This window comes from Citrobacter sp. RHB21-C05, assembly GCF_013889015.1.
Classification (GTDB): domain Bacteria; phylum Pseudomonadota; class Gammaproteobacteria; order Enterobacterales; family Enterobacteriaceae; genus Citrobacter_A; species Citrobacter_A sedlakii.
The window spans coordinates 680,648-705,682 of sequence record NZ_CP057611.1 but is presented as its reverse complement, the minus strand read 5'-3'; the positions used below and the strand labels follow the sequence as shown (position 1 = coordinate 705,682).

23 protein-coding genes are annotated in these 25,035 nt (G+C 55.7%); 18 read left to right on the top strand and 5 right to left on the bottom strand.

Annotated elements, in window-relative coordinates:
• Nucleotides 1–27: 27 nt before the first annotated feature.
• Nucleotides 28–921: a helix-turn-helix domain-containing protein gene (locus tag HVX72_RS03330; protein WP_181822540.1), complete on the bottom strand. Its 894-nt coding sequence runs from the start codon at nucleotides 919–921 to the stop codon at nucleotides 28–30.
• A 15-nt stretch (nucleotides 922–936) separates the two neighbouring features.
• Entirely contained in the window at nucleotides 937–2,121 is a 1,185-nt protein-coding gene (pobA, locus tag HVX72_RS03325; protein ID WP_181822539.1) for a 4-hydroxybenzoate 3-monooxygenase, read from the bottom strand.
• Nucleotides 2,122–2,415: 294 nt separating this feature from the next.
• Between pobA and HVX72_RS03320 the strand changes: the two genes are divergently transcribed.
• The 14 genes from HVX72_RS03320 (at nucleotide 2,416) to HVX72_RS03255 (ending at nucleotide 15,380) form a co-directional block, all read left to right on the top strand.
• Nucleotides 2,416–3,192: a threonine/serine exporter ThrE family protein gene (locus HVX72_RS03320; protein WP_042292269.1), complete on the top strand. Its 777-nt coding sequence runs from the start codon at nucleotides 2,416–2,418 to the stop codon at nucleotides 3,190–3,192.
• Nucleotides 3,183–3,656, top strand: coding sequence for a threonine/serine exporter (locus tag HVX72_RS03315; protein ID WP_042292271.1), 474 nt, complete (start codon nucleotides 3,183–3,185; stop codon nucleotides 3,654–3,656). Before HVX72_RS03320 ends, HVX72_RS03315 begins: the two co-directional genes overlap by 10 nt.
• Nucleotides 3,657–3,752: 96 nt before the next feature.
• Entirely contained in the window at nucleotides 3,753–4,292 is a 540-nt protein-coding gene (dnaT, locus tag HVX72_RS03310) for a primosomal protein DnaT (RefSeq protein ID WP_042292273.1), read from the top strand.
• A gap of 2 nt (nucleotides 4,293–4,294) precedes the next feature.
• Nucleotides 4,295–5,032 (top strand): DNA replication protein DnaC, encoded by a 738-nt coding sequence (dnaC, locus tag HVX72_RS03305; RefSeq protein ID WP_042292276.1) that lies wholly within the window; start codon nucleotides 4,295–4,297, stop codon nucleotides 5,030–5,032.
• Between the two features lie 152 nt (nucleotides 5,033–5,184).
• Nucleotides 5,185–5,679 (top strand): DUF2501 domain-containing protein, encoded by a 495-nt coding sequence (locus HVX72_RS03300; RefSeq protein WP_072015037.1) that lies wholly within the window; start codon nucleotides 5,185–5,187, stop codon nucleotides 5,677–5,679.
• Between the two features lie 276 nt (nucleotides 5,680–5,955).
• Nucleotides 5,956–8,247 carry a phosphatidylglycerol--membrane-oligosaccharide glycerophosphotransferase gene (opgB, locus tag HVX72_RS03295; protein WP_060570316.1) on the top strand — a complete coding sequence of 764 codons (2,292 nt, stop codon included), beginning with the start codon at nucleotides 5,956–5,958 and terminating at the stop codon, nucleotides 8,245–8,247.
• A gap of 185 nt (nucleotides 8,248–8,432) precedes the next feature.
• The gene (locus HVX72_RS03290) at nucleotides 8,433–9,077 is read left to right on the top strand and encodes an EAL domain-containing protein (RefSeq protein WP_060570317.1); all 645 of its coding nucleotides are present in this window, start codon (nucleotides 8,433–8,435) and stop codon (nucleotides 9,075–9,077) included.
• On the top strand, nucleotides 9,074–9,625 hold the full coding sequence (locus HVX72_RS03285; protein WP_181822538.1) for a helix-turn-helix transcriptional regulator: 552 nt from the start codon (nucleotides 9,074–9,076) through the stop codon (nucleotides 9,623–9,625). The genes HVX72_RS03290 and HVX72_RS03285 overlap by 4 nt, the downstream gene beginning before the upstream one ends.
• Nucleotides 9,626–9,635: 10 nt before the next feature.
• Complete coding sequence (locus HVX72_RS03280) at nucleotides 9,636–10,142, top strand: spore coat U domain-containing protein (protein ID WP_042292287.1); 507 nt, start codon at nucleotides 9,636–9,638, stop codon at nucleotides 10,140–10,142.
• Between the two features lies 1 nt (nucleotide 10,143).
• Nucleotides 10,144–10,899, top strand: a complete 756-nt coding sequence (locus HVX72_RS03275) for a fimbria/pilus periplasmic chaperone (RefSeq protein WP_181822537.1) — start codon at nucleotides 10,144–10,146, stop codon at nucleotides 10,897–10,899.
• On the top strand, nucleotides 10,883–13,099 hold the full coding sequence (locus HVX72_RS03270; protein WP_181822536.1) for a fimbria/pilus outer membrane usher protein: 2,217 nt from the start codon (nucleotides 10,883–10,885) through the stop codon (nucleotides 13,097–13,099). Before HVX72_RS03275 ends, HVX72_RS03270 begins: the two co-directional genes overlap by 17 nt.
• Nucleotides 13,090–14,055 carry a spore coat U domain-containing protein gene (locus HVX72_RS03265; RefSeq protein WP_181822535.1) on the top strand — a complete coding sequence of 322 codons (966 nt, stop codon included), beginning with the start codon at nucleotides 13,090–13,092 and terminating at the stop codon, nucleotides 14,053–14,055. Before HVX72_RS03270 ends, HVX72_RS03265 begins: the two co-directional genes overlap by 10 nt.
• Before the next feature lie 110 nt (nucleotides 14,056–14,165).
• The gene (locus tag HVX72_RS03260; protein WP_042292295.1) at nucleotides 14,166–14,900 is read left to right on the top strand and encodes a winged helix-turn-helix domain-containing protein; all 735 of its coding nucleotides are present in this window, start codon (nucleotides 14,166–14,168) and stop codon (nucleotides 14,898–14,900) included.
• 3 nt (nucleotides 14,901–14,903) lie between these two features.
• Nucleotides 14,904–15,380 (top strand): hypothetical protein, encoded by a 477-nt coding sequence (locus HVX72_RS03255; RefSeq protein WP_060570323.1) that lies wholly within the window; start codon nucleotides 14,904–14,906, stop codon nucleotides 15,378–15,380.
• Nucleotides 15,381–15,423: 43 nt separating this feature from the next.
• Here the strand turns inward: HVX72_RS03255 and HVX72_RS03250 are convergent, their stop codons facing one another.
• Entirely contained in the window at nucleotides 15,424–16,446 is a 1,023-nt protein-coding gene (locus HVX72_RS03250) for a zinc-binding alcohol dehydrogenase family protein (RefSeq protein WP_181822534.1), read from the bottom strand.
• 138 nt (nucleotides 16,447–16,584) lie between these two features.
• On the opposite strand from HVX72_RS03250, the gene HVX72_RS03245 reads away from it, so the two are divergent.
• The 3 genes from HVX72_RS03245 to HVX72_RS03235 all read left to right on the top strand — a co-directional run bounded on the left by HVX72_RS03245 (nucleotide 16,585) and on the right by HVX72_RS03235 (nucleotide 19,614).
• Complete coding sequence (locus HVX72_RS03245) at nucleotides 16,585–17,499, top strand: GntR family transcriptional regulator (RefSeq protein WP_042292297.1); 915 nt, start codon at nucleotides 16,585–16,587, stop codon at nucleotides 17,497–17,499.
• Nucleotides 17,500–17,717: 218 nt separating this feature from the next.
• Entirely contained in the window at nucleotides 17,718–19,079 is a 1,362-nt protein-coding gene (locus HVX72_RS03240) for an MFS transporter (RefSeq protein WP_181822533.1), read from the top strand.
• Nucleotides 19,080–19,098: 19 nt separating this feature from the next.
• Nucleotides 19,099–19,614 (top strand): GNAT family N-acetyltransferase, encoded by a 516-nt coding sequence (locus tag HVX72_RS03235; protein WP_181822532.1) that lies wholly within the window; start codon nucleotides 19,099–19,101, stop codon nucleotides 19,612–19,614.
• A gap of 101 nt (nucleotides 19,615–19,715) precedes the next feature.
• Here HVX72_RS03235 and tsr read toward each other — a convergent pair whose 3' ends face one another.
• Together tsr and HVX72_RS03225 are read right to left on the bottom strand one after the other, a co-directional pair.
• Nucleotides 19,716–21,380 carry a methyl-accepting chemotaxis protein gene (tsr, locus tag HVX72_RS03230; protein WP_042292301.1) on the bottom strand — a complete coding sequence of 555 codons (1,665 nt, stop codon included), beginning with the start codon at nucleotides 21,378–21,380 and terminating at the stop codon, nucleotides 19,716–19,718.
• A 157-nt stretch (nucleotides 21,381–21,537) separates the two neighbouring features.
• The gene (locus HVX72_RS03225) at nucleotides 21,538–22,545 is read right to left on the bottom strand and encodes an Ldh family oxidoreductase (RefSeq protein WP_042292302.1); all 1,008 of its coding nucleotides are present in this window, start codon (nucleotides 22,543–22,545) and stop codon (nucleotides 21,538–21,540) included.
• Nucleotides 22,546–22,840: 295 nt separating this feature from the next.
• On the opposite strand from HVX72_RS03225, the gene btsT reads away from it, so the two are divergent.
• Nucleotides 22,841–24,991 carry a pyruvate/proton symporter BtsT gene (gene btsT, locus HVX72_RS03220; RefSeq protein ID WP_042292303.1) on the top strand — a complete coding sequence of 717 codons (2,151 nt, stop codon included), beginning with the start codon at nucleotides 22,841–22,843 and terminating at the stop codon, nucleotides 24,989–24,991.
• Nucleotides 24,992–25,035 lie beyond the last annotated feature (44 nt).

Sequence of the window (25,035 nt, the reverse complement as noted above, 5' to 3'; positions counted from 1 at the left end):
ATATTCTTAAATTATAAATTAGCATTACTAATCCTTTTTGAGATAACGGATTTGTTTCATTAATTCACGAAATGCTTTAGGCGACATATTTTCATTTTTTTTAAAGAAACGCGAAAAGTAAGTCACATCGCTAAACCCCAGGTAATCTGAGATCTGGTTGATGGTCATGCTGGTATATTGCAGACTGCGTTTGGCTTCCAGCATGATGCGCTGATGCACAACGATTAATGCACTGCAATTATGAAATTCACGGCATAACTGATTAAGGTAATTCGCGGAGAGACCCACCCGACGCGCATATTCCCCCAGCGGCAGGTGTTCGCGATAATGACTTTCGATCTGGCGCGCAAAAAGACGCATTGCGCTACGTCTGCGCGCCAGTTTGTCGTCCTGTTGTATTGCCGGGCGATGTTGCCGACGCAGCCAGACCAGTAGCGCGCTCAGCAAGGCAAATAGCATCATTTCCCGCGCCTCGTGATCCGTCTGGTATTCCTTACGTAACGCCGAAAACAGGCTGTGAATATGGCGACGGGAGTGTCCCACCGGCACGCACTGCGGGGCGCTGAGCAAAGAGAGCGGCTGTGGAAACTGCGCCTCTAGGCGGCTTATCAGCGGCAGGGCAAGCGAGAGCACATAGCCCTGGGTTCCCGGTGAGAAACGAAAGCCATGCACGCACAGCGCAGGCACCACCTGCAGGCAGGGCTCCCGCATGACCGTCGAGAGTCCTTCAACCTCGATCATCGCCTCCCCCCGGTGCAAATAGAGAAGCTGGACAATCTCGGCGTGCTGGTGCACCCGGATGTGCCATTCATGCAGGCTGCTGCGCTGATGGATCGACTCACAGTGCAGCAATTCCGGCGTCGGCCACCCCTGTTGTTCGCCGTACAGTTTGAAAACGGGAACCCCATCAGTGAACGGCATTTTCTCTCCTTCTCGTTAACCCACTTTTTCGTAAGGCAGCCCGACGTAGTTTTCCGCAATGGTCGTCAGTCCGGCGACAGACCCAAGATAATATTGCCGATCCGCCTCCTGCATCTTGCGGTCGAAATCGCTCTTGTCCTGAAAATCATGCAGCAGGTGAGTCATAAACCAACTGAATCTTTCCCCTTTCCAGACCCGGTTAAGGGCCAGGCGTGAATAGCTTGCCAGCAGGTCGCCCCGCCCATGCTGGTAATATTGCGTCAGAATACGCCATAAATAGTTCACATCCGAGGCGGCAAGATTCAGGCCCTTCGCCCCGGTGGGCGGAACGATATGCGCCGCGTCGCCAACCAGGAACAGCCGACCATACTGCATTGGTTCCACGACGTAGCTGCGTAGCGGCGCGATACTTTTTTCCAGTGAGTGACCCGTCACTACCTTTTGTGCTAATCCGTCCGGCAGCCGCCGTTTGAGTTCGTCCCAGAAGCGCTCATCGCTCCAGGCCTCAACCTGCTCGCTAAGCGGCACCTGCAAATAGTAACGGCTTCTTGTTAGTGAGCGCTGACTACAGAGCACGAACCCGCGTTCATGATGGGCGTAAATCAGCTCCGGATTCACCGGTGGCGTGTCGGAGAGCAGCCCCAGCCAACCAAAAGGCCAAAGACTTTCATACTCGCGGATCGCCTCGCGCGGAATACTTTGCCGCGAGACGCCGTGAAAACCATCGCAACCGGCGATGAAGTCACAATCCACACGACACTTCTCCCCCTCCTTTTCAAACGTGACGTACGGGCGATCGCTTTTGGCGTCGTGAATGTCTACCTGCTGCACGCCATAAATCGTGGGCGCTCCACATTCGGCACGTTCCTGCATTAAGTCCCGCGTGACTTCCGTTTGGCCGTAAACCATCACGCTTTTTCCATCGGTTAATTCGCTCAGCGCCACGGGGATACGTTTACCGTCGAAGATAAACTCAACGCCATGATGTACCAGCCCTTCATTGTCCATGCGTCGGGCGGCTCCCGCTTCGCGCAAAAGATCTACGGTCCCGCTTTCCAGAATGCCCGCGCGGATCCGGCCAAGCACATACTCCGGCGTCTGGCGTTCAATGATAAGCGTGCGGATCCCCGCCTTATGCAGCAATTGCCCGAGCAACAGGCCGGAAGGCCCTGCGCCAATAATGGCGACCTGAGTTTTCATCGCGTCCCCCTGCTGATAGTTGATTATTTGTTTAAACAATGTTGATTAAAAGTTTCAAATTGCATTTTTGATAAGCACGCGACGAAAAAGAAGGTCAAAATGCGGACAAAAATTGCACTTTTCACCGATTTGATAAAAGTGTGGCGCAGTTCAAATTCTCATCTGCAGAGAACTGGCTCTTTTTTCAACATAAAGATTGATCTCAGCGGGAGCCAAAAAACGTCCGCTTCATGATACAAAGAAGTCTTTCGTCATCAGTCAGTACGCAACGCGTCTTTTCAGTCAGGGCGAGTCATGCAAGAAGAGCAGTCATTTCAGCGAACGGTTACACGGTTGTGCATTCAGTGCGGGCTTTTTTTACTGCAACACGGTGCGGAAAGCGCGCTGGTTGATGAACTCTCCACCCGCCTCGGCCTGGCACTGGGCATGGACAGCGTGGAAAGCGCTATCTCCTCAAACGCCATCGTCCTGACCACCATCAAAGACGGGCAATGCCTGACCTCAACGCGTAAAAACCAGGACCGCGGGATCAACATGCATGTGGTCACAGAGGTTCAACATATTGTGATCCTCGCTGAACATAAGTTGCTGGATTACAAAGGCGTCGAGAAGCGCTTTAGCCAGCTCAGACCTTTACGTTACCCGCGGTGGCTGGTCTCGTTGATGGTCGGCCTGTCCTGCGCCTGTTTCTGTAAGCTGAACAACGGCGGCTGGGACGGCGCGGCGATCACCTTCATCGCCAGCATGGTCGCGATGTATATCCGACAGCTGCTGGCGCACCGCCATCTGCATCCGCAGATCAACTTTTGTATTACGGCATTTGTCGCCACCACAATTTCCGGTTTATTGCTGCACCTGCCGGCCTTCCGCCTGACGCCTACGGTGGCGATGGCCGCCAGCGTCCTGCTGCTGGTGCCTGGTTTTCCACTGATCAACGCCGTAGCGGATATGTTCAAGGGGCACATCAACACCGGGCTGGCGCGCTGGGCTATCGCCAGCCTGCTGACGCTGGCGACCTGCGTGGGGGTGGTGATGGCATTAACACTGTGGGGGCTTCGCGGATGGGTATAATCGATTTTATTCTCGCGCTGATGCAGGACATGGCGCTTTCCGCCATACCGGCGATGGGTTTCGCGATGGTGTTTAACGTGCCGCACCGCGCGCTGCCCTGGTGTGCGTTGCTTGGCGCACTCGGACACGGCTCGCGCATGGTGATGATGAGCGCGGGTTTCAATATTGAGTGGTCGACTTTTGTCGCCTCACTGCTGATCGGCAGCATCGGCATTCAATGGTCGCGCTGGTATCTGGCGCATCCAAAAGTATTTACCGTTGCAGCGGTGATCCCGATGTTCCCCGGCATTTCCGCCTACACGGCGATGATTTCCGCGGTAAAAATCAGCCACTTTGGTTACAGCGAGGCGCTGATGATCACGTTGCTGACCAATTTCCTCAAGGCGTCGTCGATTGTCGGCGCGCTGTCGATCGGCCTGTCGGTACCCGGCCTGTGGCTTTACCGCAAGCGTCCACGCGTATAATCCTAGCGGCAGGTTCCTCCCTGCCGCTCGCCCGCCCCGGTGTGTTACTATAGAAGCAGAGTCCCTTCTCGGTTGCAGTCCGTATTGAGAAACGTTATGTCATCCAGAATTTTAACCCCGGACGTCATTGGTATTGACGCCCTATTACATGACCACCAGACGGTGCTGGCAAAATCCGAAGGCGGCGCGGTAGCGGTGTTCGCCAATAACGCCCCGGCCTTTTACGCGGTCACTCCGGCGCGTCTGGCGCAACTACTGGCGCTTGAAGATAAACTAGCCCGTCCGGGTTGCGACGTGACGCTGGACGCTCAGCTGTATGAAGAGCCGCAGCCGGTGCCGGTTAGCGTGCCGCTGGGGAAATTTGCGATGTATCCCGACTGGCGCCCGGACGACGACTTTCAGCGTCAGGCCGCGCTTTGGGGCGTGGCGCTACGCGAGCCGGTCACCGCCGAAGAGCTGGCCGCGTTCGTGGCTTACTGGCAGGCGGAAGGCAAAGTCTTTCATCATGTCCAGTGGCAGCAAAAACTGGCGCGCAGCGTACAGATAGGCCGCGCCAGCAACGGCGGGTTACCGAAGCGCGACGTCAACACGGTCAGCGAACCTGACAATCAAATTCCACCGGGTTTTAGAGGGTAACAATGAAAAACGTTGGCGATCTGATGAAACGTCTGCAAAAAATGATGCCAGCACACATCGAACCTGCATTCAAAACGGGTGAAGAGCTGCTGGCATGGCAGAAACAGCAAGGTGAAATCCGCGCAGCGGCGCTGGCCCGCGAAAACCGGGCGATGAAAATGCAGCGTACCTTTAACCGTTCCGGCATTCGTCCATTGCATCAAAACTGCTCCTTCGATAACTATCATGTTGAATGTGAAGGACAGATGAACGCGCTCAGCAAAGCGCGCCAGTACGTTGAAGAATTTGACGGCAACATCGCCAGCTTTATCTTTTCGGGCAAGCCGGGAACCGGAAAGAATCATCTGGCGGCAGCCATTTGCAATGAACTGTTGCTGCGCGGCAAATCGGTGCTGATCATTACCGTCGCGGATATTATGTCCGCGATGAAAGAGACCTTCAGCAACCGGGAAACCAGTGAAGAGCAGTTGCTAAACGATCTCAGTAACGTCGATCTGCTGGTGATCGACGAGATCGGCGTACAGACAGAGTCACGCTACGAAAAAGTGATCATTAATCAGATCGTCGATCGGCGCTCTTCCTCCAAGCGTCCGACCGGCATGCTCACTAACAGCAACATGGAGGAAATGACCAAATTGCTGGGCGAGCGGGTGATGGATCGTATGCGGCTCGGCAACAGCCTGTGGGTGATCTTCAACTGGGACAGCTTTCGCAGCCGGGTCACCGGTAAAGAGTATTAATAGCCTGATGGGCGGGTTCTAAGACCATTCTTACCTTTCACAGCGCTATACTGCGCTAAACGTGCCTGATGGCGCTACGCTTATCCGGTCTGCGATTCATGTCATCAGGCCGGGTAATCCGCCATACCGATAACTTCCTTACATGAGTCAGTATGATGAAAACAGCTAAATACCTTCTGGGCTGCGCGGTAACCGCCAGCGTGTTTATCGCCACCAGCACCTTTGCCGCCTCCTGGCAGGAGTCGCTTTCCAGCGCCGCCAATGAACTGAGCAAGCAAAGCGCCTCTTCTTCCCAGAGCGGAACGTCGCTTTCTTCCCTGACCAGCCTGCTTAACGGCGGCAATCAGGCGCTGAGCGCGAACAATATGAACAACGCCGCAGGTATTTTACAGTACTGCGCGAAGCAGAAACTGGCCTCGGTAACCGACGCGGAAAACGTGAAAAATCAGGTACTGGATAAACTCGGGCTGGGTGCGACAGAGCAGAAGCAGGACACTCACTATCTGGACGGCATTCAGGGTCTGCTGAATACCAAAGACGGCCAACAGCTTAACCTCAACACTATCGGCAGCACGCCGCTGGCGGAAAAAGTGAAAACGAAAGCCTGTGACCTGGTGCTAAAGCAGGGAATGAACTTCATTTCCTGACGCCAGAAGCCGCGTTTCAGCTGTCTCCCGGCTGGCGCGGCGTTTGCCGCTTCTTTTTATCCTTCTCCCCCCTCTCGTCCCCCGTATAGCGGGAAGTGACGGCGATCAAAAAAGTCTATTTCTAAACCAATTCTGAATAACATCGCATTAATATGTCACTAGAATTGCAGCTAAGTGACAACCCCATTACATTGTACTTCCTGAAAAAAGATTCACTGCCAGCCAACGCCTGGTTAAGCGCCTTTCTGCAAGAAGGCTATTCGTGAGGATCGTCTGTTGTCTGAGTTACTTTCCATCGTTCTGTTTCTCGCTTCCGTATTCATTTATGCGTGGAAAGCGGGTCGCAACACCTGGTGGTTTGCCGCAACATTAACCGTGCTGGGGCTGTTTGTGATTTTAAATATCACGCTCTACGCCAGCGACTATTTTACCGGTGACGGCATTAACGACGCAGTGCTCTACACGTTGACCAACAGTCTGACGGGCGCAGGCGTGGGCAAGTACATCCTGCCAGGCGTCGGCATTGCGCTGGCGTTAGTGGCGGTCTTTGGCGCGCTGGGCTGGGTGCTGCGCCGTCGTCGCCACCACCCGCACCATTTTGGCTACAGCCTGCTGGCATTGCTGCTGGCCCTCGGTTCAGTGGATGCCAGCCCGGCCTTTCGCCAGATCACCGAACTGGTAAAATCCCAGACCCGCGATGGCGATCCTGATTTCGCGACATACTATAAAGAGCCTGCGAAGCGTATTCCTGACCCGAAGCTGAATCTGGTTTACATCTATGGTGAAAGCCTCGAACGTACGTATTTCGATAACGACGCTTTTCCGGATCTGACCCCGGAACTGGGGGCGCTGAAAAATGAAGGGCTGGACTTTAGCCACACTCAACAACTGCCGGGCACCGACTACACCATCGCCGGAATGGTCGCTTCGCAGTGCGGCATTCCGCTGTTCGCCCCGTTTGAAGGTAATGCCTCGGCGTCCGTTTCCAGTTTCTTCCCGCAGAATATTTGTCTGGGGGATATCCTGAAAAACTCCGGCTACCAGAACTATTTTGTCCAGGGCGCTAACCTGCGTTTTGCCGGAAAAGACGTATTTCTGAAATCCCACGGCTTTGACCATCTGTATGGCGCGGAGGAGTTAAAAAACGTGGTGGCAGATCCGGCCTACCGCAACGACTGGGGCTTTTACGACGATACGGTGCTGGACGAAGCGTGGAAGAAGTTTGAAGAACTGTCCCGTTCCGGCCAGCGTTTCTCACTGTTTACCCTAACGGTCGATACCCATCACCCGGATGGCTTTATTTCGCGCACCTGTAATCGTAAGCGCTACGATTTTGACGGTAAGCCGAACCAGTCATTCAGCGCGGTAAGCTGCAGCCAGGAAAACATTGCCGCCTTTATCCAGAAAATCAAAGCGTCACCATGGTTTAAAGACACCGTTATCGTGGTCTCTTCTGACCATCTGGCTATGAACAACACCGCATGGAAATACCTGAACAAGCAGGATCGTAATAATCTGTTCTTTGTGCTGCGTGGCGACAAGCCGCAGCAGGAGACGCTGGCGGTCAAGCGTAACACCATGGATAACGGCGCAACGGTGCTGGATATTCTCGGCGGCGATAACTTTATCGGTCTTGGCCGCAGCAGCTTATCCGGTCGGTCCTTGTCCGAAATCTTCCTTAACAGCAAAGAAAAAATCCTGTCGATGAAGCCGGACGTTATCCGTTTGTGGAACTTCCCGAAAGAGATGAAAACGTTCACCGTCGATCGGGATAAAAACATGATCGCTTTTTCCGGCAGTCATTTCCGTCTGCCGCTGCTGCTGCGGGTCTCCGACAAGCGCGTCGAGCCGCTGCCGGAAAGTGAATACTCCGCACCGCTGCGCTTCCAGCTTGCCGATTTCGCCCCGCGAGATAACTTCGTCTGGGTCGATCGCTGCTACAAGATGGGCCAGCTGTGGGCGCCGGAACTGGCGCTTTCGACTGACTGGTGCGTGTCGCAAGGACAGCTTGGCGGTCAGCAAATCGTACAACATGTCGACAAAGCGCAGTGGAAAGGCAAAACGGCATTCAACGAGACGCTCATCGACATGGAACGTTATAAAGGCAACGTCGACACGCTGAAGATCGTTGATAACGACATCCGCTACAAAGCCGACAGTTTTGTCTTCAACGTGGCTGGCGCGCCGGAAGAAGTGAAGCAGTTCAGCGGGATTTCCCGCCCGGAATCGTGGGGACGCTGGTCGAACGCCCAGCTCGGCGATGAGGTGAAAATCGAATACAAGCAGCCGCTGCCGAAAAAATTTGACCTGGTGATCACCGCGAAGGCATTCGGCGACAACGCTAACCGCCCAATTCCGGTGCGGGTTGGCAAGCAAGAGCAGACGCTGGTATTAGGTCACGACGTCACCACCACCACGCTTCATTTTGAAAACCCCTCCGAGGCGGATACGCTGGTGATTGTTCCGCCTGAACCGGTTTCCACAAACGAAGGCAATATCCTCGGCCACTCACCGCGTAAGCTCGGTATTGGGATGGTGGAAATCAAAGTGGTTAACGGCCAAAGCTAACATTATCAGGCGGGATAATATTCCGCCTTTACCCCTTAAACACAAAATATAAACCTATAAAAAAATAAAAAACCAGTCATTACAACCTTATAAATAGAAATTATATTTATAAATATCCTGCAGAAAGATAATCCCTTACGCTTTCCCGACATTCATTTTCAGGGCAAGCGAACGCGCCGGTTATCATGCTTACAGGTTATAAATTCGAATCTATCCGCGTTTTACAAAGTGAAAACGTTATCGCCTGGGAGGTGTTGTCCACCGCCCCTGATGAGGTAGACCTGGAGCATTTTTTCAGTCACTTATCGTTGCAGGACAGGTTCAGCCTCTTTTTTGCTCAGCTCACTCACGTCCTGCAAACAACGCAGACGGGTAAATATTATCTCAACGCCAGTGAGGATGTGCTGCTGAGCGAGGGGTTCATAGAACGCCTGGCAGCGGAAGTGCATCAGCCGGAAAAGATTGCCATTGAGCTCACAGACCTTGAGCGTCTCCGCGCGCTCAGCCCTGACGAAAGCCGCAGGCTACGTGAGCGCATCGCCACCCTTCGCCAAATGGGCATTGCCGTCTGGGCCGACGATGTCCATGACGACATTCTCACCTGCCTGCTCGAACAGGCCTACGCCTTTTCCGGTGCGAAAATCGACAAACACGCCTTCTGGGCCGGTCGCGAACAGCAAACTCCGCTGTTGAAGCTGGCTCAGCGTTGCCGACAGATTGCGGAAGAAGTGCTGATAGAAGGCATTGAGACCGTCAACGATTACGAATTAGCCTGCCGCTCTACGGCGCATTACGGCCAGGGTTATCTGTGGAATAAACCAGCACTATGACTCCCTCATTTGCAGAGCGTTATCAGCTCATTGTATACAGCGACAACTACTATCTCTGGTCAGGGTTACGCCACTTAATCCGCGAGATGGGCGAACCACAACTGTCGATTGCCTGGCACAACGATCTCTCCAGTAAGAGTCTGTTTCAGCTACGCGAAACGATGCTTAACGACGCCAGCAGCAGAAGATGGTTGGTCGTCACCCCTGACAACCGTCTGCGCGAAGTGCAGCAAATCCTGCCGCCTGAAAACGTCTGCGTAATCCGTGACACTCTGACGCTAAAGCAGTTTGCCAATCATCTCCGTCACCCTGATTTTCGCCGCACGATCCAGAAAGATGCGCCACTGACCCGAACAGAAGTGAGCGTTTGTTTATTGATCATTAAGGGATTTTCCACCATGAAAATTGCCGAAATGATGAACAAATCGCCGAAAACCATTTACACCCATAGACGCAACGCGATGGTCAAGTTTCATTGCCATACGCTGGCGGAACTGCATCGAAAAATGCATCTGATGGAAAGCCGTTCGCTTTACCTGTCATCGTAAGGACGAAAACATGAAAATTTCTTCCCGCGCGCTCCCGGCGCTTTGTCTCAGTTTATCCGCACTTGTCGCGCCGCTGGCGTGGGCTGACAGCACGGCCAGCGCCACACTGCACGTCTCGCTGGAGGTGCTGAAGTCCTGCACGCTGCAGGCTAACGATCTGAATTTTTCTCGCCACGGTTCCGACGAAACCAACGAGATTCAGGCCAGTACGCAGCTCAGCGTGCTGTGCACTAACGGTACGCCGTTTTCGCTTTCTGCCGCCAGCGCCGACAGCGAAAACGATGGAACATTCTGGCTGAAAGCAGAAGACAGTAGCCTCGGCGCGAAAAATATCGCCTATAAGCTGTATGCCGACGAAAGTAAGAAAACGCCGGTAAACGCCAGCGGCGGCATCGAAGGCACGGGTAACGGTCAAACGCAGTCAGAAACCCTCTACGGCGTCATTGAGGCTGGCGCGCTGGCCGAGGCCAGGGCCGGTTTATACAGCGATGATGTGACGCTGAATCTGGTGTACTAATATGCGCTGGCTATTTCTGTTGACGCTGTTTTGTCTGGCTATCCTCGGTTTGTTAAGCCGTTACGCCGAGTCCGCCACGTTACAGGTCGCCCCCGTGACGCTGAATCTTAACCCACATCAGCGCGCCGCCGCCCTGTATCTCACCAACACAGGCGATACGCCGATTCACGCGCAGGTGCGAATCTATGACTGGACGCAGGACGACGGTAAAGACGTCCTCACGCTGACCGACGACATCGTCAGCAGCCCGGCGGTGGCCTCACTGGAGCCCGGACAACAGCAACTGGTGCGCATCGTGGTACTCAACCCAGGCTTACACGCGCATGAACAGAGCTTTCGCCTGCAGATCGACGAACTGCCAGGGCTTTCCGCCGCTGGCGCCAGTCATACCGGCGTCCATTTTCTGTTGCGCTATTCGATCCCTCTGTTTATCGCAGCGGAACACAACGCGGCGCTGGATGACATTTCGCAGCTCGCCTGCGCGCAGCAAGAGAAGGATATCTGGTGCCAAAACCGCGGAACATCGCATATTCGTCTGAGTAACGTTCAGGCGCTGGCGAACGATGGCCACCCCATAGAAACACTCCCGGGTCTGGCGGGTTATGTACTGGCAGGACAGCGGTTCATGCTTCCGTTTAAACGCGATCACCGTCGCCTGCTATCCGCCCTGCGCGCCTATCTGAATGAAAATACTGAAGCCAGCCTGCTTAAGGTACATCCTGCTGCTGTGGCTACTGCCCATGACACTCCACGCTGAACCCTCTGTGAAAACCACGCTGTACCTGTCCATCACCGTTAACCATTATGTTCACGACGGACTCTGGGCGGTACGCGTTGAGGATAACGCTCTCTGGCTCGCCAGCCGCGACGCGAAATCTCTGGGGATCGCGTTGAACGATGACAGTCGCCCCTGGATCGATCTCGCTTCTCGCAAGGACATTAAGGCGGAGTTTGACCCTCTGCAACAGCATCTGTCGCTAACGCTCAAACCGTCGGCATTAAACCATCGTCAACATCTGGTCAGCCAGCCGCCCCCGTCGTCACAGGTGCTGCCGCAGGCGGAAACCATGGGGACGCTCTCTCTCGACTATTCACTGTACGCCAGCGAAAGCGCAACGGAACGACAGGCTAGCGTCCAGAGCCGGATGCAAAGCTCCGGATGGCTGCCTGGCCAACTGAGCAGCAGCATGAACAGCCGCATTCAGCAGGGGCAGAATGACGCGCGCACCCGCCATACCCGTCTGATGACAGCCTGGCAATACGATATGCCGCAGTCGTTAACCAGCCTGACGCTCGGTGACGCCATCACCACCGGGGTAAGCTGGAGCCGCCAGGTACGGTTTGCCGGGCTGCATCTGTCGCGCAACTTTCAGCTTGATCCCCGGCTGAATACCGCGCCACGGGCAGAATTCAGCGACAGCGTGGTTTTGCCGTCAACGGTCGATTTGTACATTGACGGCCTGCGACAAAGCCGCCAGCGGGTCGCGCCGGGCAACTACGTTCTGGATACGATGCCGACCTTTTCTGGTCGCGGGCAGGCGCAGGTGGTGATCACCGACATCAATGGACAGCGGCGAGAGGTCACTCTCGACGTATACGGTACGCCAGACATGCTGGCGAAAGGGATGAGCAGCCATTCGCTGGATATCGGTTGGCTACGGGAAAATTATGCCGAACACTCAAACGATTACGCCGCATCCCCGCTACTGGATGCGGGATGGCGCTACGGGGTCAGCAACCAACTGACGCTGGGCGTCCATAGCGAGCAGCATCGACAGGCGCACAATATCGGCATCGCCAGCGACTGGCTACCCTCGCCACGCGCCGGGGTGCTCAGCGGTCATCTGGCGACCAGCCAGGGAAAGGTGGGCAACGGCGTGAAATGGGGGCTGGGCTATCAGTGGAACGCGCAGGGCAGCGGTTTTTCGCTGAACACCAGCCGCAGCAGCGACGACTGGTCTGATATTGCCCGGGTCAGCGGAAGTCTGCCCGTCAGCCGCAGCGACAGCCTGTGGCTCAGCCAGGCGTTACCGGACTGGGGCACACTCGGTGCGGGCTGGGTGCGGCAGGACAGCGTACGCTACATCAATGCCAGTTGGTCGCGTACCTTTGATAACCGGATTTCTGCCACGCTGGGCTATAGCCATTCACTCAGCAATGGCGACAAAACCGTTCAGCTTCTGCTCTCTTTGCCACTGGGAAGGCGGGACACGGTGTCGTTCCAGACCCGCCAGACCGCAACTCGCTGGGATTATCGCCATCAACCCGATGACCTGCAGGGCGGCTGGTCCTGGCAGCTTGCCCGCAGCGACGGTCAGCTCAGGCAGCAGCATGCGGAACTTGGGCATTTGAGCCGCTATGGCGAATGGCGCGTTGGTCTGGATCGCGACAACCGCGAGAACAGCCGCTACCTCACCGGCGAAGGCTCCCTGATGCTCCTGGAAAAACACGCCTATGCGCTGCGCTACAATCAGCAGGGCATGGCGCTGATCACCACTAACGGCATAGGTCATATCCCCATCGCCATCGAAAACCGGCCTGCGGGCGAAACCGATGAAAATGGCTTTCTGCTGCTGACCGATCTGCCTCGCTACCACCAGAGCAAAATTACCCTGGATCCGCTGAGGTTGCCGCCGGACGTGGTGACGCCGATGACGGATATCCACGCCGCGCCGGGCGTCACCGAAGCGGTGAAGGTCGACTTTCACGTCCACCGTTCGCGGTTAGTCACGGCAAAGGTAGTGGATAAACAGCGTCATCCGCTTTCGATGGGCAGCAGGGTCAATACTCCCGACGGCGCCACGATTGTCGGACGCGACGGGTTTATCTGGCTGGAAAATCCGCCCATGCCGGGAAAACTGGAGATACAACAGCCGGCAGGACGCTGCCAGATCCGTCTGCCCGCCTCTGAACCGCAGGCTGGTCCGGTTAATCTGGGAGAGCTGTCGTGTCTGTAAGCCAGCGCCCGCTGTTCGCGCTACTGCTGTTTATTCTGTCGGCTTTTAACGCCAGCGCCAGCAAATGCTGGATAACCCAGGGCGCAGGCGTCACGTTTGGTACGCTGGTGACCGGCAGCGCCAGTACGACGCATGCCAGCGTCCATTTCAGTTGCTATGCCGATTTCGGCGAAACGCGCTACTTCAACGTCTGCCTGAGCAGCCTTGAGGCCAGCCCGTTTAAGATGACCTCCAACGGCGATGAGGAAGGCAAGGCGTACACGATGCTGTTTAACCTGTACAGCGCCGTGGACAATACCCGGCCGCTTACCGCGCAAACGGCGGGTCGCGCGCTGCAAACGCCGCTAACGGTGGGCGGCAATCAGGTCGGCAGCGGCAGTTTTCCCTTAAACGCGGAGATCCCCGCCGGACAGAACAACCTGCCGGTGCGCAGTTATTTTAACTATGCCCTCGGACTGAGATTAACGTGGAATAGCGCCACCCGCCCCGAGGCGCTCACTGCCTGTCAGGACGGCGTATCACAAGGCGAAGCCATCGACAGCGCCTCACACGCCAGTGCAACTCTGTCAGACAGCTGTTTCATCCAGAATGTCTCGCCGCTCAACTTTGGCGTGGTAAACAGCACCGCATTACGCGGCCAGGTGAACTCAACGGCATCGATCCGTGCCCGTTGTCCTGTCGGCACGCGCTATTCCCTGGGACTTAGCGTCGGAGAACATGCGCACGGGCAAAACCGCCAGATGTGCAATTCGCAACAGCAATGCCTCACGTATAACCTCTGGCAGGATGCCGCAATGAGCCGCCCCTGGGGAGACCAGATCGGCAACAATACGCTGGAAATGGACCATCATAACGGCAGCATTCAGGATGTGACGGTGTACGGCAGCGTACCGGCGCAAACCTTAACCGGCACAGGTGAGTTCAGCGACGATGTTGTCGTAACGCTCACTTATTAATCTGTTTAATACCGGTCTGGATCAATGTTACCGATAACATTTAGCGTTAAAATTATTCACGCACTAAATAAATACACCGCTACTCTTTCACCCGGACTACCAATAATCCCATGAAATACCTGCTTGCAGACATGCTCGTTTACGACAACGAGGATGGTACGCTTACACTCCAGAATGACGCCGCTGCGGAAAGTCAGTCGTTAACCTGCACCGCGCAGACCATTCTGAATCTGCTGATCGACCACCACGGCATGGTGGTTGAACGCGAGACGTTCCTGCAGGAGGTGTGGGATAACCGCGGCCTGCATGGCTCCAGTAATTCACTAAATCAATACATCAGTATCCTGCGTAAAATGCTGGCGACGCTGGTGCCCGACAGCCTGTTTATCGTCACGGTGCCGAAAGTGGGGTTTATGCTCAGCGCAGATATGCCCGTGATCCCTCTCGACACAGAAACGCGCGAAAGCGCCCCCGCGTCCCCCCGCTCCCCGCGCATAACCGGGTCGTTGATACTCGTGACGCTCATCGTGACGGGGTTATGTCTCGCGGCATTGTTCTGGAATGCGCATCGTCAGCGTGCAGAATTGTTTCTGCTCAGCCACATTGATACCTGTCCGGTTTACAGCTTCACTCCCTTCCCTGACGGCTTTCGCGAACAGGCGGATGCGCTACTGGCGCAGATACAAAAAGCCGGTGAATTTCGCTGTCTGCCCGACTCGCTCTTTTATGTGCACATTCAGGATCCGCTGCTGTATGGCGATCAAGGACGGCTGGTGCTCTCGCAGTGCTCGCGCTTTCGCGGACACACCAGCAGTTGTCAGACCTTGTATTACTATGAGTGGTAGACCGTGAAACAGAAAAAAAGGATCTTCGCCGTTCTTGCCCTCAGCCTGCTGGTGATTCTGAGCACCTGGCTGTGGATCAAACACAGTGAGCAGTTGGCCATGACCTGTCAGGGAGGCCTGGTCTTTAAGGATCGGCGGGCAGACAACCCGTTTACCTTTGAAGGCGTCGTGGTGATGCATTTCACGCCCGACGGCACCGGTTATTTCAGTCTGAACGGCGATATCATGAATAAGCAGAATCACTGGACAGTGTCGCGCCAGCAGAATTTCAGTTGGAAGCACATCCATGACGCTTTTTACCAGTTGCAGATCAATCAGGTTGAACGGTTCGGTCATGATGACGTGCCCGCGGGGGTGTTCGAAAAATACGCCCTTGGGATAACGCAGGACCAGAAGCGCCTCTTAAACATTCAACGAACGCCTGATGAGGCGGTTGTCATCAGCAACTATTACTCGCCGCTGCTGGTCTGTGCCGGATAAAAAGACAGCGCCCCACACTGCTCCGGGCGCTGTATGGCAACAGCTAAAACGTTATCACGCCCTTGATCAGTTCCCGGTTATTGATCACTTCACGTTCGAAGATCCCGGCAAGCTGGCTGAACGGATAGCGATGCGTCAGCATCATCTCAGCGGTCAGCTTGCCTTCCGCCATCAGGCGCCCCACTTTGGCAAAATCTTCCGGAGTGGCATTACGGCTGCCCATCAGGGTGGTCTCTTTCTTGTGAAATTCCGGATCGGAAAACTGAAGATCGCCTTTGAACAAACCGACAAACACAATCGTGCCGCCGTGACGAATCAGATTAACTGCGTTATTCATCGCGTGCGCGCTGCCAGTGGCATCCAGTACTTTCTGTGCCAGCGCGCCGTCAAATTGCGCACGCAGCTGCGCGTCAAAGTCTGTGGCCGACGGATCCACCACCGGCAGCCCCAGGCGGGTGGCGACATGTTCGCGCCGGGCTGGGCTGGTATCCGCCACCACGACCTGCGCACCATCCGCTTTGGCGATCGCCGCTGCGCCCAACCCGATCGGACCCGCCCCCACAACCAGCACCTGCTCGCCCGGCGCAATTGCCGCCCGTCGAACCGCATGCGAGCTGATGGCATAAGGCTCAATCAATGCCGCCGCTTCCGGCTCAATATCTTCCGCCAGCAGTAAATTCGTTTCCGGGACGCTGAGATACTCGCCAAAGCCGCCGTCCTGGTGAACGCCGATAACCGAAATATGTTCACAGCAGTTTGTGCGACCGCTCAGGCAAGCGGGACACTGTTGGCAGGAGACGTAAGGGATCACCGCCACCTGTTGACCGACCTTAAGATGAGTCACCTTTTCGCCGAGCGCGACAATATCCCCACATATTTCATGGCCTAATACACGTGGATAGTTAAAAAAAGGCTGGTTCCCGCCCCAGGCATGAATATCGGTACCGCAAATACCGACAGTTTTTATTTTAATTAACGCCTCATACCGCGCCGGAATCGGAATTTCTGTTTTTTTCACTATTAATTTTTTGGGTTCCTGACAAATCAACATCGTCATTGTGGACATAATCATGCACTCCGGTTTTTTCGTTGCTTCAGATATTGATGAAAAGCGAAATAACGGCGTAACCGGAAAGCTAATTTGTGAAACTCTACGCATTAAAATGTTTTAAATCGGGTTTTAATGCGCAAAAAGGAGGAAATAATGAGCCGTTCACAAAATTTACGCCACAATGTAATTAATCAGGTAATCGACGATATGGCGCGCGGCCATATTCCCTCTCCGCTGCCGTCGCAAAGCGCGCTGGCGGAAATGTATAACATCAGCCGAACGACCGTGCGCCATATCCTTCATCACCTGTGCGCATGCGGCGTACTGACGCCGGTGGCGGGTGATTACGTCATCGCCCGCCGTCCGGACGCCGACGACGGTTTTGCCTGCACAACGGCGTCGATGGCGGAGCAAAACCGGATATTTGAGCAGGCGTTTTTCACCATGATCAACCAGCGTCAACTGCGCGCGGGCGAAACCTTCTCTGAACTTCAACTGGCGCGCGCGGCGGGCGTAAGCCCGGTCGTGGTGCGGGAATACCTTTTAAAATTCGGGCGTTATAACCTCATTCAAAGTGAAAAACGCGGCTACTGGAGTATGAAGCAATTTGACCAGTCGTGGGCTGAACAGCTTTTTGAGCTACGGGAGATGCTGGAGACGCACGCATTGCAGCATTTTCTCAATCTACCCGATGACGACCCGCGCTGGTTACAGGCCCGAACCTTGCTTGAGCGCCACCGGACGCTGCGCGACAGCATCGGCAGCAGCTTTCGCATGTTTTCCCAGTTGGACCGGGATTTTCACGCGTTGCTCCTTTCCGCTGCAGATAATATATTTTTTAATCAGTCACTTGAAATTATCTCCGTGATCTTTCATTTCCACTATCAGTGGGACGAGCGTGACCTGAAGCAGCGCAATATCATCGCCGTCGACGAACACATGACCATCCTCAGCGCATTAATCTGCCGAAGCGATCTCGATGCCACGCTGGCACTGCGTAACCATCTGAATACCGCGAAACAATCGATGATTCGCTCAATCAATCAGCGTGTCCAGGAGACGTATTAAAGACAGATTAAAAACAGGATTCCGGAACCCACCGCACGCTTTTATCAAAATAAAAACGCGGAAGAAATATCCCTTACCTATGCTCACGAACTGTCGACGTTATTAAAAAAGCATTGTGAGCGGCGGGGATAAAATATTCCTTTGCCGATCGTTTACATGAACGCTGCGCGACACGATGTCCCGCAGAAAATAATAAACACAAGTAATGGGAGTCCGGCGTGGAAAAAGACAATATTACCCTCGAACCGCGTTCTTCATTTGACAAACCGGCCACTGCCGATATTACCGTCCCGCCTGAAGGCATGGTACAACGCAGCAGTCGAATAAAACGTATTCAGACCACTGCAATGATTTTATTATTTTTCGCGGCGGTGATTAATTATCTTGACCGTAGTTCGCTGTCGGTGGCGAACCTGACGATCCGGGAAGAGTTAGGGCTAAGCGCCACCGAAATCGGCGCGCTGCTGTCGGTCTTTTCTCTGGCCTACGGCATCGCCCAACTTCCCTGCGGCCCGCTGCTGGACCGCAAAGGGCCACGCATTATGCTCGGCCTCGGCATGTTCTTCTGGTCGCTGTTTCAGGCGCTTTCCGGGATGGTGCACAGTTTTACGCAGTTTGTGCTGGTGCGCATCGGCATGGGGATTGGCGAAGCGCCGATGAACCCGTGCGGCGTGAAGGTCATCAACGACTGGTTTAACATCAAAGAACGTGGTCGACCAATGGGCTTTTTTAACGCGGCATCCACTATTGGCGTAGCCATCAGTCCGCCGATTCTGGCGGCAATGATGCTGGTCATGGGCTGGCGCGGCATGTTTATTACCATCGGCGTGCTGGGCATCTTTCTCGCCATCGGCTGGTATATGCTGTATCGCAACCGCGAGCAGGTGGAACTGACCGCTGTCGAACAGGCTTATCTGAACGCCGGGAGCGTCAACGCCCGTCGCGACCCGTTGAGTTTTGCCGAATGGCGCAGCCTGTTCCGCAACCGCACCATGTGGGGCATGATGCTCGGCTTTAGCGGCATTAATTATACCGCGTGGCTGTATCTGGCCTGGCTGCCTGGGTATCTGCAAACGGCCTACAGCCTGGATTTAAAGAGCACCGGGCTGATGGCGGCGATCCCTTTCCTGTTCGGCGCGGCGGGGATGCTGGTCAACGGCTACGTCACCGACGGGCTGGTAAAACGCGGAATGCAGCCAATTAAAAGCCGTAAAATCTGCATTATCGCCGGGATGCTGTGCTCTGCGGCCTTCACCTTTGTGGTGCCAAACGCCACCACCTCCATGAGCGCGGTTCTGCTGATTGGCATGGCGCTGTTCTGTATCCATTTCGCCGGGACTTCCTGTTGGGGTCTTATCCACGTGGCTGTCGCTTCACGGATGACCGCGTCGGTGGGCAGTATCCAGAACTTCGCCAGCTTTATCTGCGCCTCGTTCGCGCCGATTATTACCGGCTTTATCGTTGATACCACCCACTCATTCCGCCTGGCGTTGATTATTTGCGGCTGCGTCACCGCAGCAGGCGCGCTGGCTTACATCTTCCTGGTTCGCCAGCCAATTAGCGATCCCCGTAAGGTGTGAAAAGCAATATACTGAGCGGATGAAAATACACTGCCGCCCCACCACACTTGCTGATACCGCCGACCTGCCCGCCATTGAGCGCTCGGCAGGACGGCGCTTTTTAGCCGTTCCTGAGCTTGCCTGGATCGCTGACGACACCATTACGACCGTGGAGCAGCATCGGGAATATGTCTTAGCCGGAATGAGCTGGCTGGCAGAGACCGACAGGCATGCCGTTGGCTTCCTGCTCGCAGAAGCACAGGAGTCTTCGTTGTATATCGCAGAGTTTTCGCTGCATCTCGACTGGCAGGGGAAAGGAATTGGTCGTCAGTTGCTCAACGTTGTCAGACAATGGGCTGATGAACAGGGCTATACCGCGATGACGTTGACCACGTTTCGTGACGTGGCGTGGAACGCGCCGCTGTATGCCCGGCTGGGCTTTGAGATGCTCGACGAGGACTCGCTGCCAGCCGCATTGCGTCAGAAGCGAGAAGCAGAAACGGCGCGGGGTATCGCCCGTGGTTCCCGCTGCGCCATGCGCCTGCGTCTGAGGTAAACGTCCGAGGGCGGCTACGCTTTCCCAGGCCGACGCTTACCCGGTAGGCTGGTTAAGCGCAGCGCCAACCGGCGGCGTTCCTTCGCCACCGGCTTTACCGCTTAAAACGTTTCCCAGTTCTCGCCGGTATCCGCCACAACGGCCTTGCGCGGCTGAACGGGCGCCGACACCGGTTTCACGCTGGCGGTTTCGCGCGCGCGCTGCTGCTCCTGTTGGATGCGGAACACGGCGACAGCCTGAGTCAGGCGGCTGGCCTGCTCTTCCAGCGCTGCAGCCGCCGCTGCGGACTCTTCCACCAGCGAGGCGTTCTGCTGCGTGACGCGATCCATCTCCGCCACGGCCAGGCCGACCTGATCAATCCCACGGCTTTGTTCGTCAGACGCGGAGGCGATTTCGCCCATAATGTCGGTTACGCGCGTGACCGCGTTCACGATCTCATCCATCGTTTCGCCCGCGCTTTCCACCAGCGTCGAGCCAACGTCAACACGGCTCACCGAGTCTTCGATCAGGCTCTTGATCTCACGCGCCGCCTGGGCGCTACGTTGCGCCAGATTACGCACTTCACCGGCGACCACAGCGAATCCGCGGCCCTGCTCGCCTGCACGCGCCGCTTCAACCGCCGCGTTAAGCGCCAGGATGTTGGTCTGGAAGGCAATACCATCGATCACGCTAATAATGTCGGCGATTTTTTGCGAACTGGAAGCGATATCGCGCATGGTCTGCACCACGTTGTCCACCACTTTACCGCCTTTTTGCGCCGTCTCGGAGGCGCTAAGCGCCAGATGGCTGGCCTGACGGGCGTTTTCGGCGTTCTGCTTCACGGTAGCGGTCAGTTCTTCCATGCTCGCCGCGGTCTCTTCCAGAGACGCCGCCTGTTGTTCGGTGCGGGAGGAGAGATCGTTGTTGCCCATGGCGATTTCACTGGCGCCGCTGTAAATCGCGTTCGCGCCGTTACGCACATCACCCACGGTACGCACCAGCTCGCCCTGCATATGGCGCAGGCTCTCCGCCAGTTGGCCCATTTCGTTAGAGCCTTCCACATCAATACGCTTCACCAGATCGCCGCTGGCGATATGACGAATGCTTTCAATCAGCCGGTTCATCGGCGCTATCAGCGACAGCTTAATGCCAAACCAGACGGCAAAAATCACTACCAGCACCGCGAGCAGCACGCAGCCAAGCACCCACATCGCCTGATTGTAAGAGTTGTTGTTGTCCTTGACCGCCTGGTCATAAAGTCGGTCGTTCTGCTCAAGATAGCTCACATACTGCTTCTCAAAAGCGTCCTGATATCCCTGGGTTGGCTGATCGAAAAACGCGTTGATATTACCCGCGCCGAGCAGTTGTATAAGTTCAGCCAGCGCGTTGTGGTAAATATCGTAATTGCGTTTGATCTCAGCCGAAGCCGCTTCGCTTTGGCGCGGGTCACGCGGCAACGCTTCGTAATCGGCCCAGTTTTTTTCCGCCTGTTTCAGCGACGCCGTGGCTATCTGCATCAGATCCGCCACGGTCGCGCCGCTACCGATGTTGTTCTGATCCATCATGTAACGGATACCCGCGCGGTTCAGGGTATTGCGGGTCTGCAACAGCGCCACCCAGCTACCGTTTAGCGTGGACTGTTGCTGGCGAATGGTTTGTAAAACGGTGAAATTCTCTTTGTCATTCTTCAATGCGTTAAAGAACAGACCGCCTGAGGTGAGTTGTAAAAGGCCAAACAGCGCCAGGACCAGCAATAAGCTGGTCACAATCTTGATACGTTTTAACATGTTTTCTCTTTCCGCTAGACAGATACTCTGGTTTTCGGCCTGGAATGAGAAAACTTTATGGAACCGCGGGCGGTATCACAGGAAATTTGCTTAATTAACTGGCAATAACGGTGATAACCCACTCTGCAAACGGGCAGCGGGCGGCTGCCCGCGTACGTTACAGCAGTGCTGAAATCTCCTCATACAGCGAGCGTGGGATCGTCACGCCTGCATCCTGGCATGTTTGCCGCGAGATGAAACGGCGCTCGCCCGGCAGCCGCGCCCCCTGCGCCTGCATTGAGGCAAACAGCGTTTCAGCACGATCCAGATGTACATGGGCTTCCGCACCCAGAAACCGTTCAGGATCAAGCGCCAGGATCAGCTCGCCGCCGTACGGCAAACCGCCTGCGCCATCGTCCCAGGCCAGCGACTCTGCGCTGGTCATATCGCCAATCAGCGGCCCGGCCAGCAGCTCCACCATCGCGGCGAAGGCGGAGCCTTTATGCCCGCCAAACGTCAGCATCGCGCCATCCAGCACCGCCTGCGGATCGGTAGACGGTTGCCCTTCACTGTCGATTCCCCAGCCTTCGGGTATGGGCTTTCCGGCTCGCAGATGAAGCTGAATTTCACCGCGCGCCGCCGCGCTGGTCGCCATATCGAAAATATACGGCGGCTTGTCTTTTCGCGGCCAGCCAAAGGCGATGGGGTTCGTACCAAACAACGGACGCGTACCGCCAGCCGGCGCGACCCAGGCATGGCTTGGCGTACAGGCGTAGCCGACCAGCCCGGCGTCGGTGAGCGGTTCGATATCGGCGAACAGCGCTGAGAAATGCACACAGCGATTAATGGCCAGCGCCGCAATGCCGCAGGTTTTGGCTTTGCAAATCAGCAGCGGCAGCGCCTGTTCATAGGCCACCAGCGAAAACGCGCCACCCGCGTCGGCTTTGACAATCGCGGGGGCCTGATCGGTAATGACCGGACGCGCATCCGCAGAGACTTTTCCCTTACGCAGGGTGTCGACAATCCCCAGCAGCCGCCACAGGCCATGTGACGCGCATCCGTCGCGTTCACCCGCCGTGACGTTACGCGCGATAGCATCTGCATGTTCAGCGCTAAAGCCGTTTTTACATAACACTTCGCGTGACAGCGCATAGGCCTCAGAGAGTGCGAGGGTGACGTTTTCCATGTTCTTCTCCTTATAAGGGTGTCGGCAATAAGCGTAGACCCTTATTGCCCGAGGCCACAGTATTTTTCATTGTGATCTCAGTCACATAAAATCAATCCCTTAACGGTCTTCTTTACCGCTTACTGACACTTCTGACCGCTTAACTCAACATTTGACCGCTTACCCATTTACCTTACTTTACGCGCGCGTACCTCTGGCAAGATCGCTCCACCTTAGTCGTCATTTTTTCTCCTCAAACGCAACGCAAACCCAACGGCTTCGGCCAATTATTCATCTTAGAAAACCAGGTTTTACTATGGATACTAAAAAGATATTCAAGCACATACCCTGGGTGATCCTCGGGATCATCGGGGCCTTCTGCCTCTCGGTAGTGGCCTTACGTCGGGGTGAACACGTCAGCGCCCTGTGGATCGTGGTCGCTTCCGTGTCGGTATATCTGGTGGCTTACCGCTACTACAGCCTGTACATCGCCCAAAAGGTGATGAAGCTTGACCCTACACGTTCAACGCCTGCGGTCATCAATAACGATGGCCTGAACTATGTTCCGACCAACCGCTACGTGCTGTTTGGTCACCACTTTGCCGCTATCGCTGGCGCGGGTCCACTGGTTGGGCCGGTTCTGGCGGCGCAGATGGGCTACCTGCCGGGTACGCTGTGGCTGCTGGCGGGCGTGGTGCTGGCCGGGGCGGTGCAGGACTTCATGGTACTGTTTATTTCTTCACGCCGTAACGGCGCGTCGCTTGGCGAGATGATTAAAGAAGAGATGGGCACCGTGCCGGGGACCATCGCCCTCTTTGGTTGCTTCTTAATCATGATCATCATCCTCGCCGTCCTGGCGCTGATCGTGGTCAAAGCGCTGGCGGAAAGCCCGTGGGGTGTCTTCACCGTCTGCTCAACGGTGCCGATCGCGCTGTTTATGGGCATTTACATGCGCTTTATTCGCCCCGGTCGCGTGGGTGAAGTCTCCGTGATTGGTATCGTTCTGCTGGTCGCCTCGATCTATTTCGGCGGCGTGATCGCGCACGACCCGTACTGGGGCCCGGCGCTGACCTTTAAAGACACCACCATTACCTTCGCGCTGATCGGCTACGCGTTTGTTTCCGCACTGCTGCCGGTCTGGCTGATCCTCGCGCCGCGCGACTATCTGGCGACCTTCCTGAAGATCGGCGTTATCGTCGGTCTGGCGCTGGGTATCGTTATCCTGAATCCGGAACTGAAAATGCCTGCGATGACTCAGTACATCGACGGCACCGGCCCGCTGTGGAAAGGCGCGCTGTTCCCGTTCCTGTTCATTACCATTGCCTGCGGCGCGGTTTCTGGCTTCCACGCGCTGATCTCGTCCGGTACCACACCGAAACTGCTGGCCTGTGAAACCGACGCGCGTTTCATTGGTTATGGCGCAATGCTGATGGAATCCTTCGTAGCGATCATGGCGCTGGTTGCGGCATCCATCATCGAACCGGGTCTCTATTTTGCGATGAACACCCCGCCTGCGGGCCTGGGCATCACCATGCCGAACCTGCATGAAATGGGTGGCGAAAACGCGCCGCTGATTATGGCGCAACTGAAAGACGTCACCGCACACGCGGCGGCCACCGTCAGCTCCTGGGGCTTCGTGATTTCGCCAGAGCAGATCCTGCAAACTGCGAAAGACATCGGTGAACCGTCCGTGCTGAACCGTGCTGGCGGCGCACCGACGCTGGCGGTAGGTATCGCGCATGTCTTCCACAAGGTGCTGCCTATGGCGGATATGGGCTTCTGGTACCACTTCGGTATTCTGTTTGAAGCGCTGTTCATCCTGACCGCGCTGGACGCCGGTACCCGTTCTGGCCGCTTCATGCTGCAGGATCTGCTGGGTAACTTCGTGCCGTTCCTGAAGAAAACTGACTCTCTGGTCGCCGGCATTATCGGCACCGCGGGCTGTGTGGGTCTGTGGGGCTACCTGCTGTACCAGGGTGTGGTCGATCCGCTGGGCGGCGTGAAGAGCCTGTGGCCGCTGTTCGGTATCTCTAACCAGATGCTGGCTGCCGTGGCGCTGGTTCTCGGCACCGTGGTGCTGATCAAAATGCAACGCACCAAATACATCTGGGTCACCGTGATCCCTGCGGTCTGGCTGCTGATCTGCACCACCTGGGCGCTGGGTCTGAAACTGTTCAGTGACAACCCGCAGATGGAAGGCTTCTTCTACATGGCTAACCAGTACAAAGAGAAGATTGCCAACGGTGGCGAGCTGACCGCTCAGCAGATCGCCAACATGAACCACATTGTTGTGAACAACTACACCAACGCAGGCCTGAGCATTCTGTTCCTGGTGGTGGTGTACAGCATTATTTTCTACGGTTTTAAAACCTGGCTGAAAGTGCGCAACGTGGACAAACGTACCGATAAAGAAACCCCGTACGTTCCGGTTCCGGAAGGCGGCGTGAAGACATCTTCACATCATTAAAAACCGAGACCGGGTGGCGCTGCGCTTACCCGGTCTACGTATGA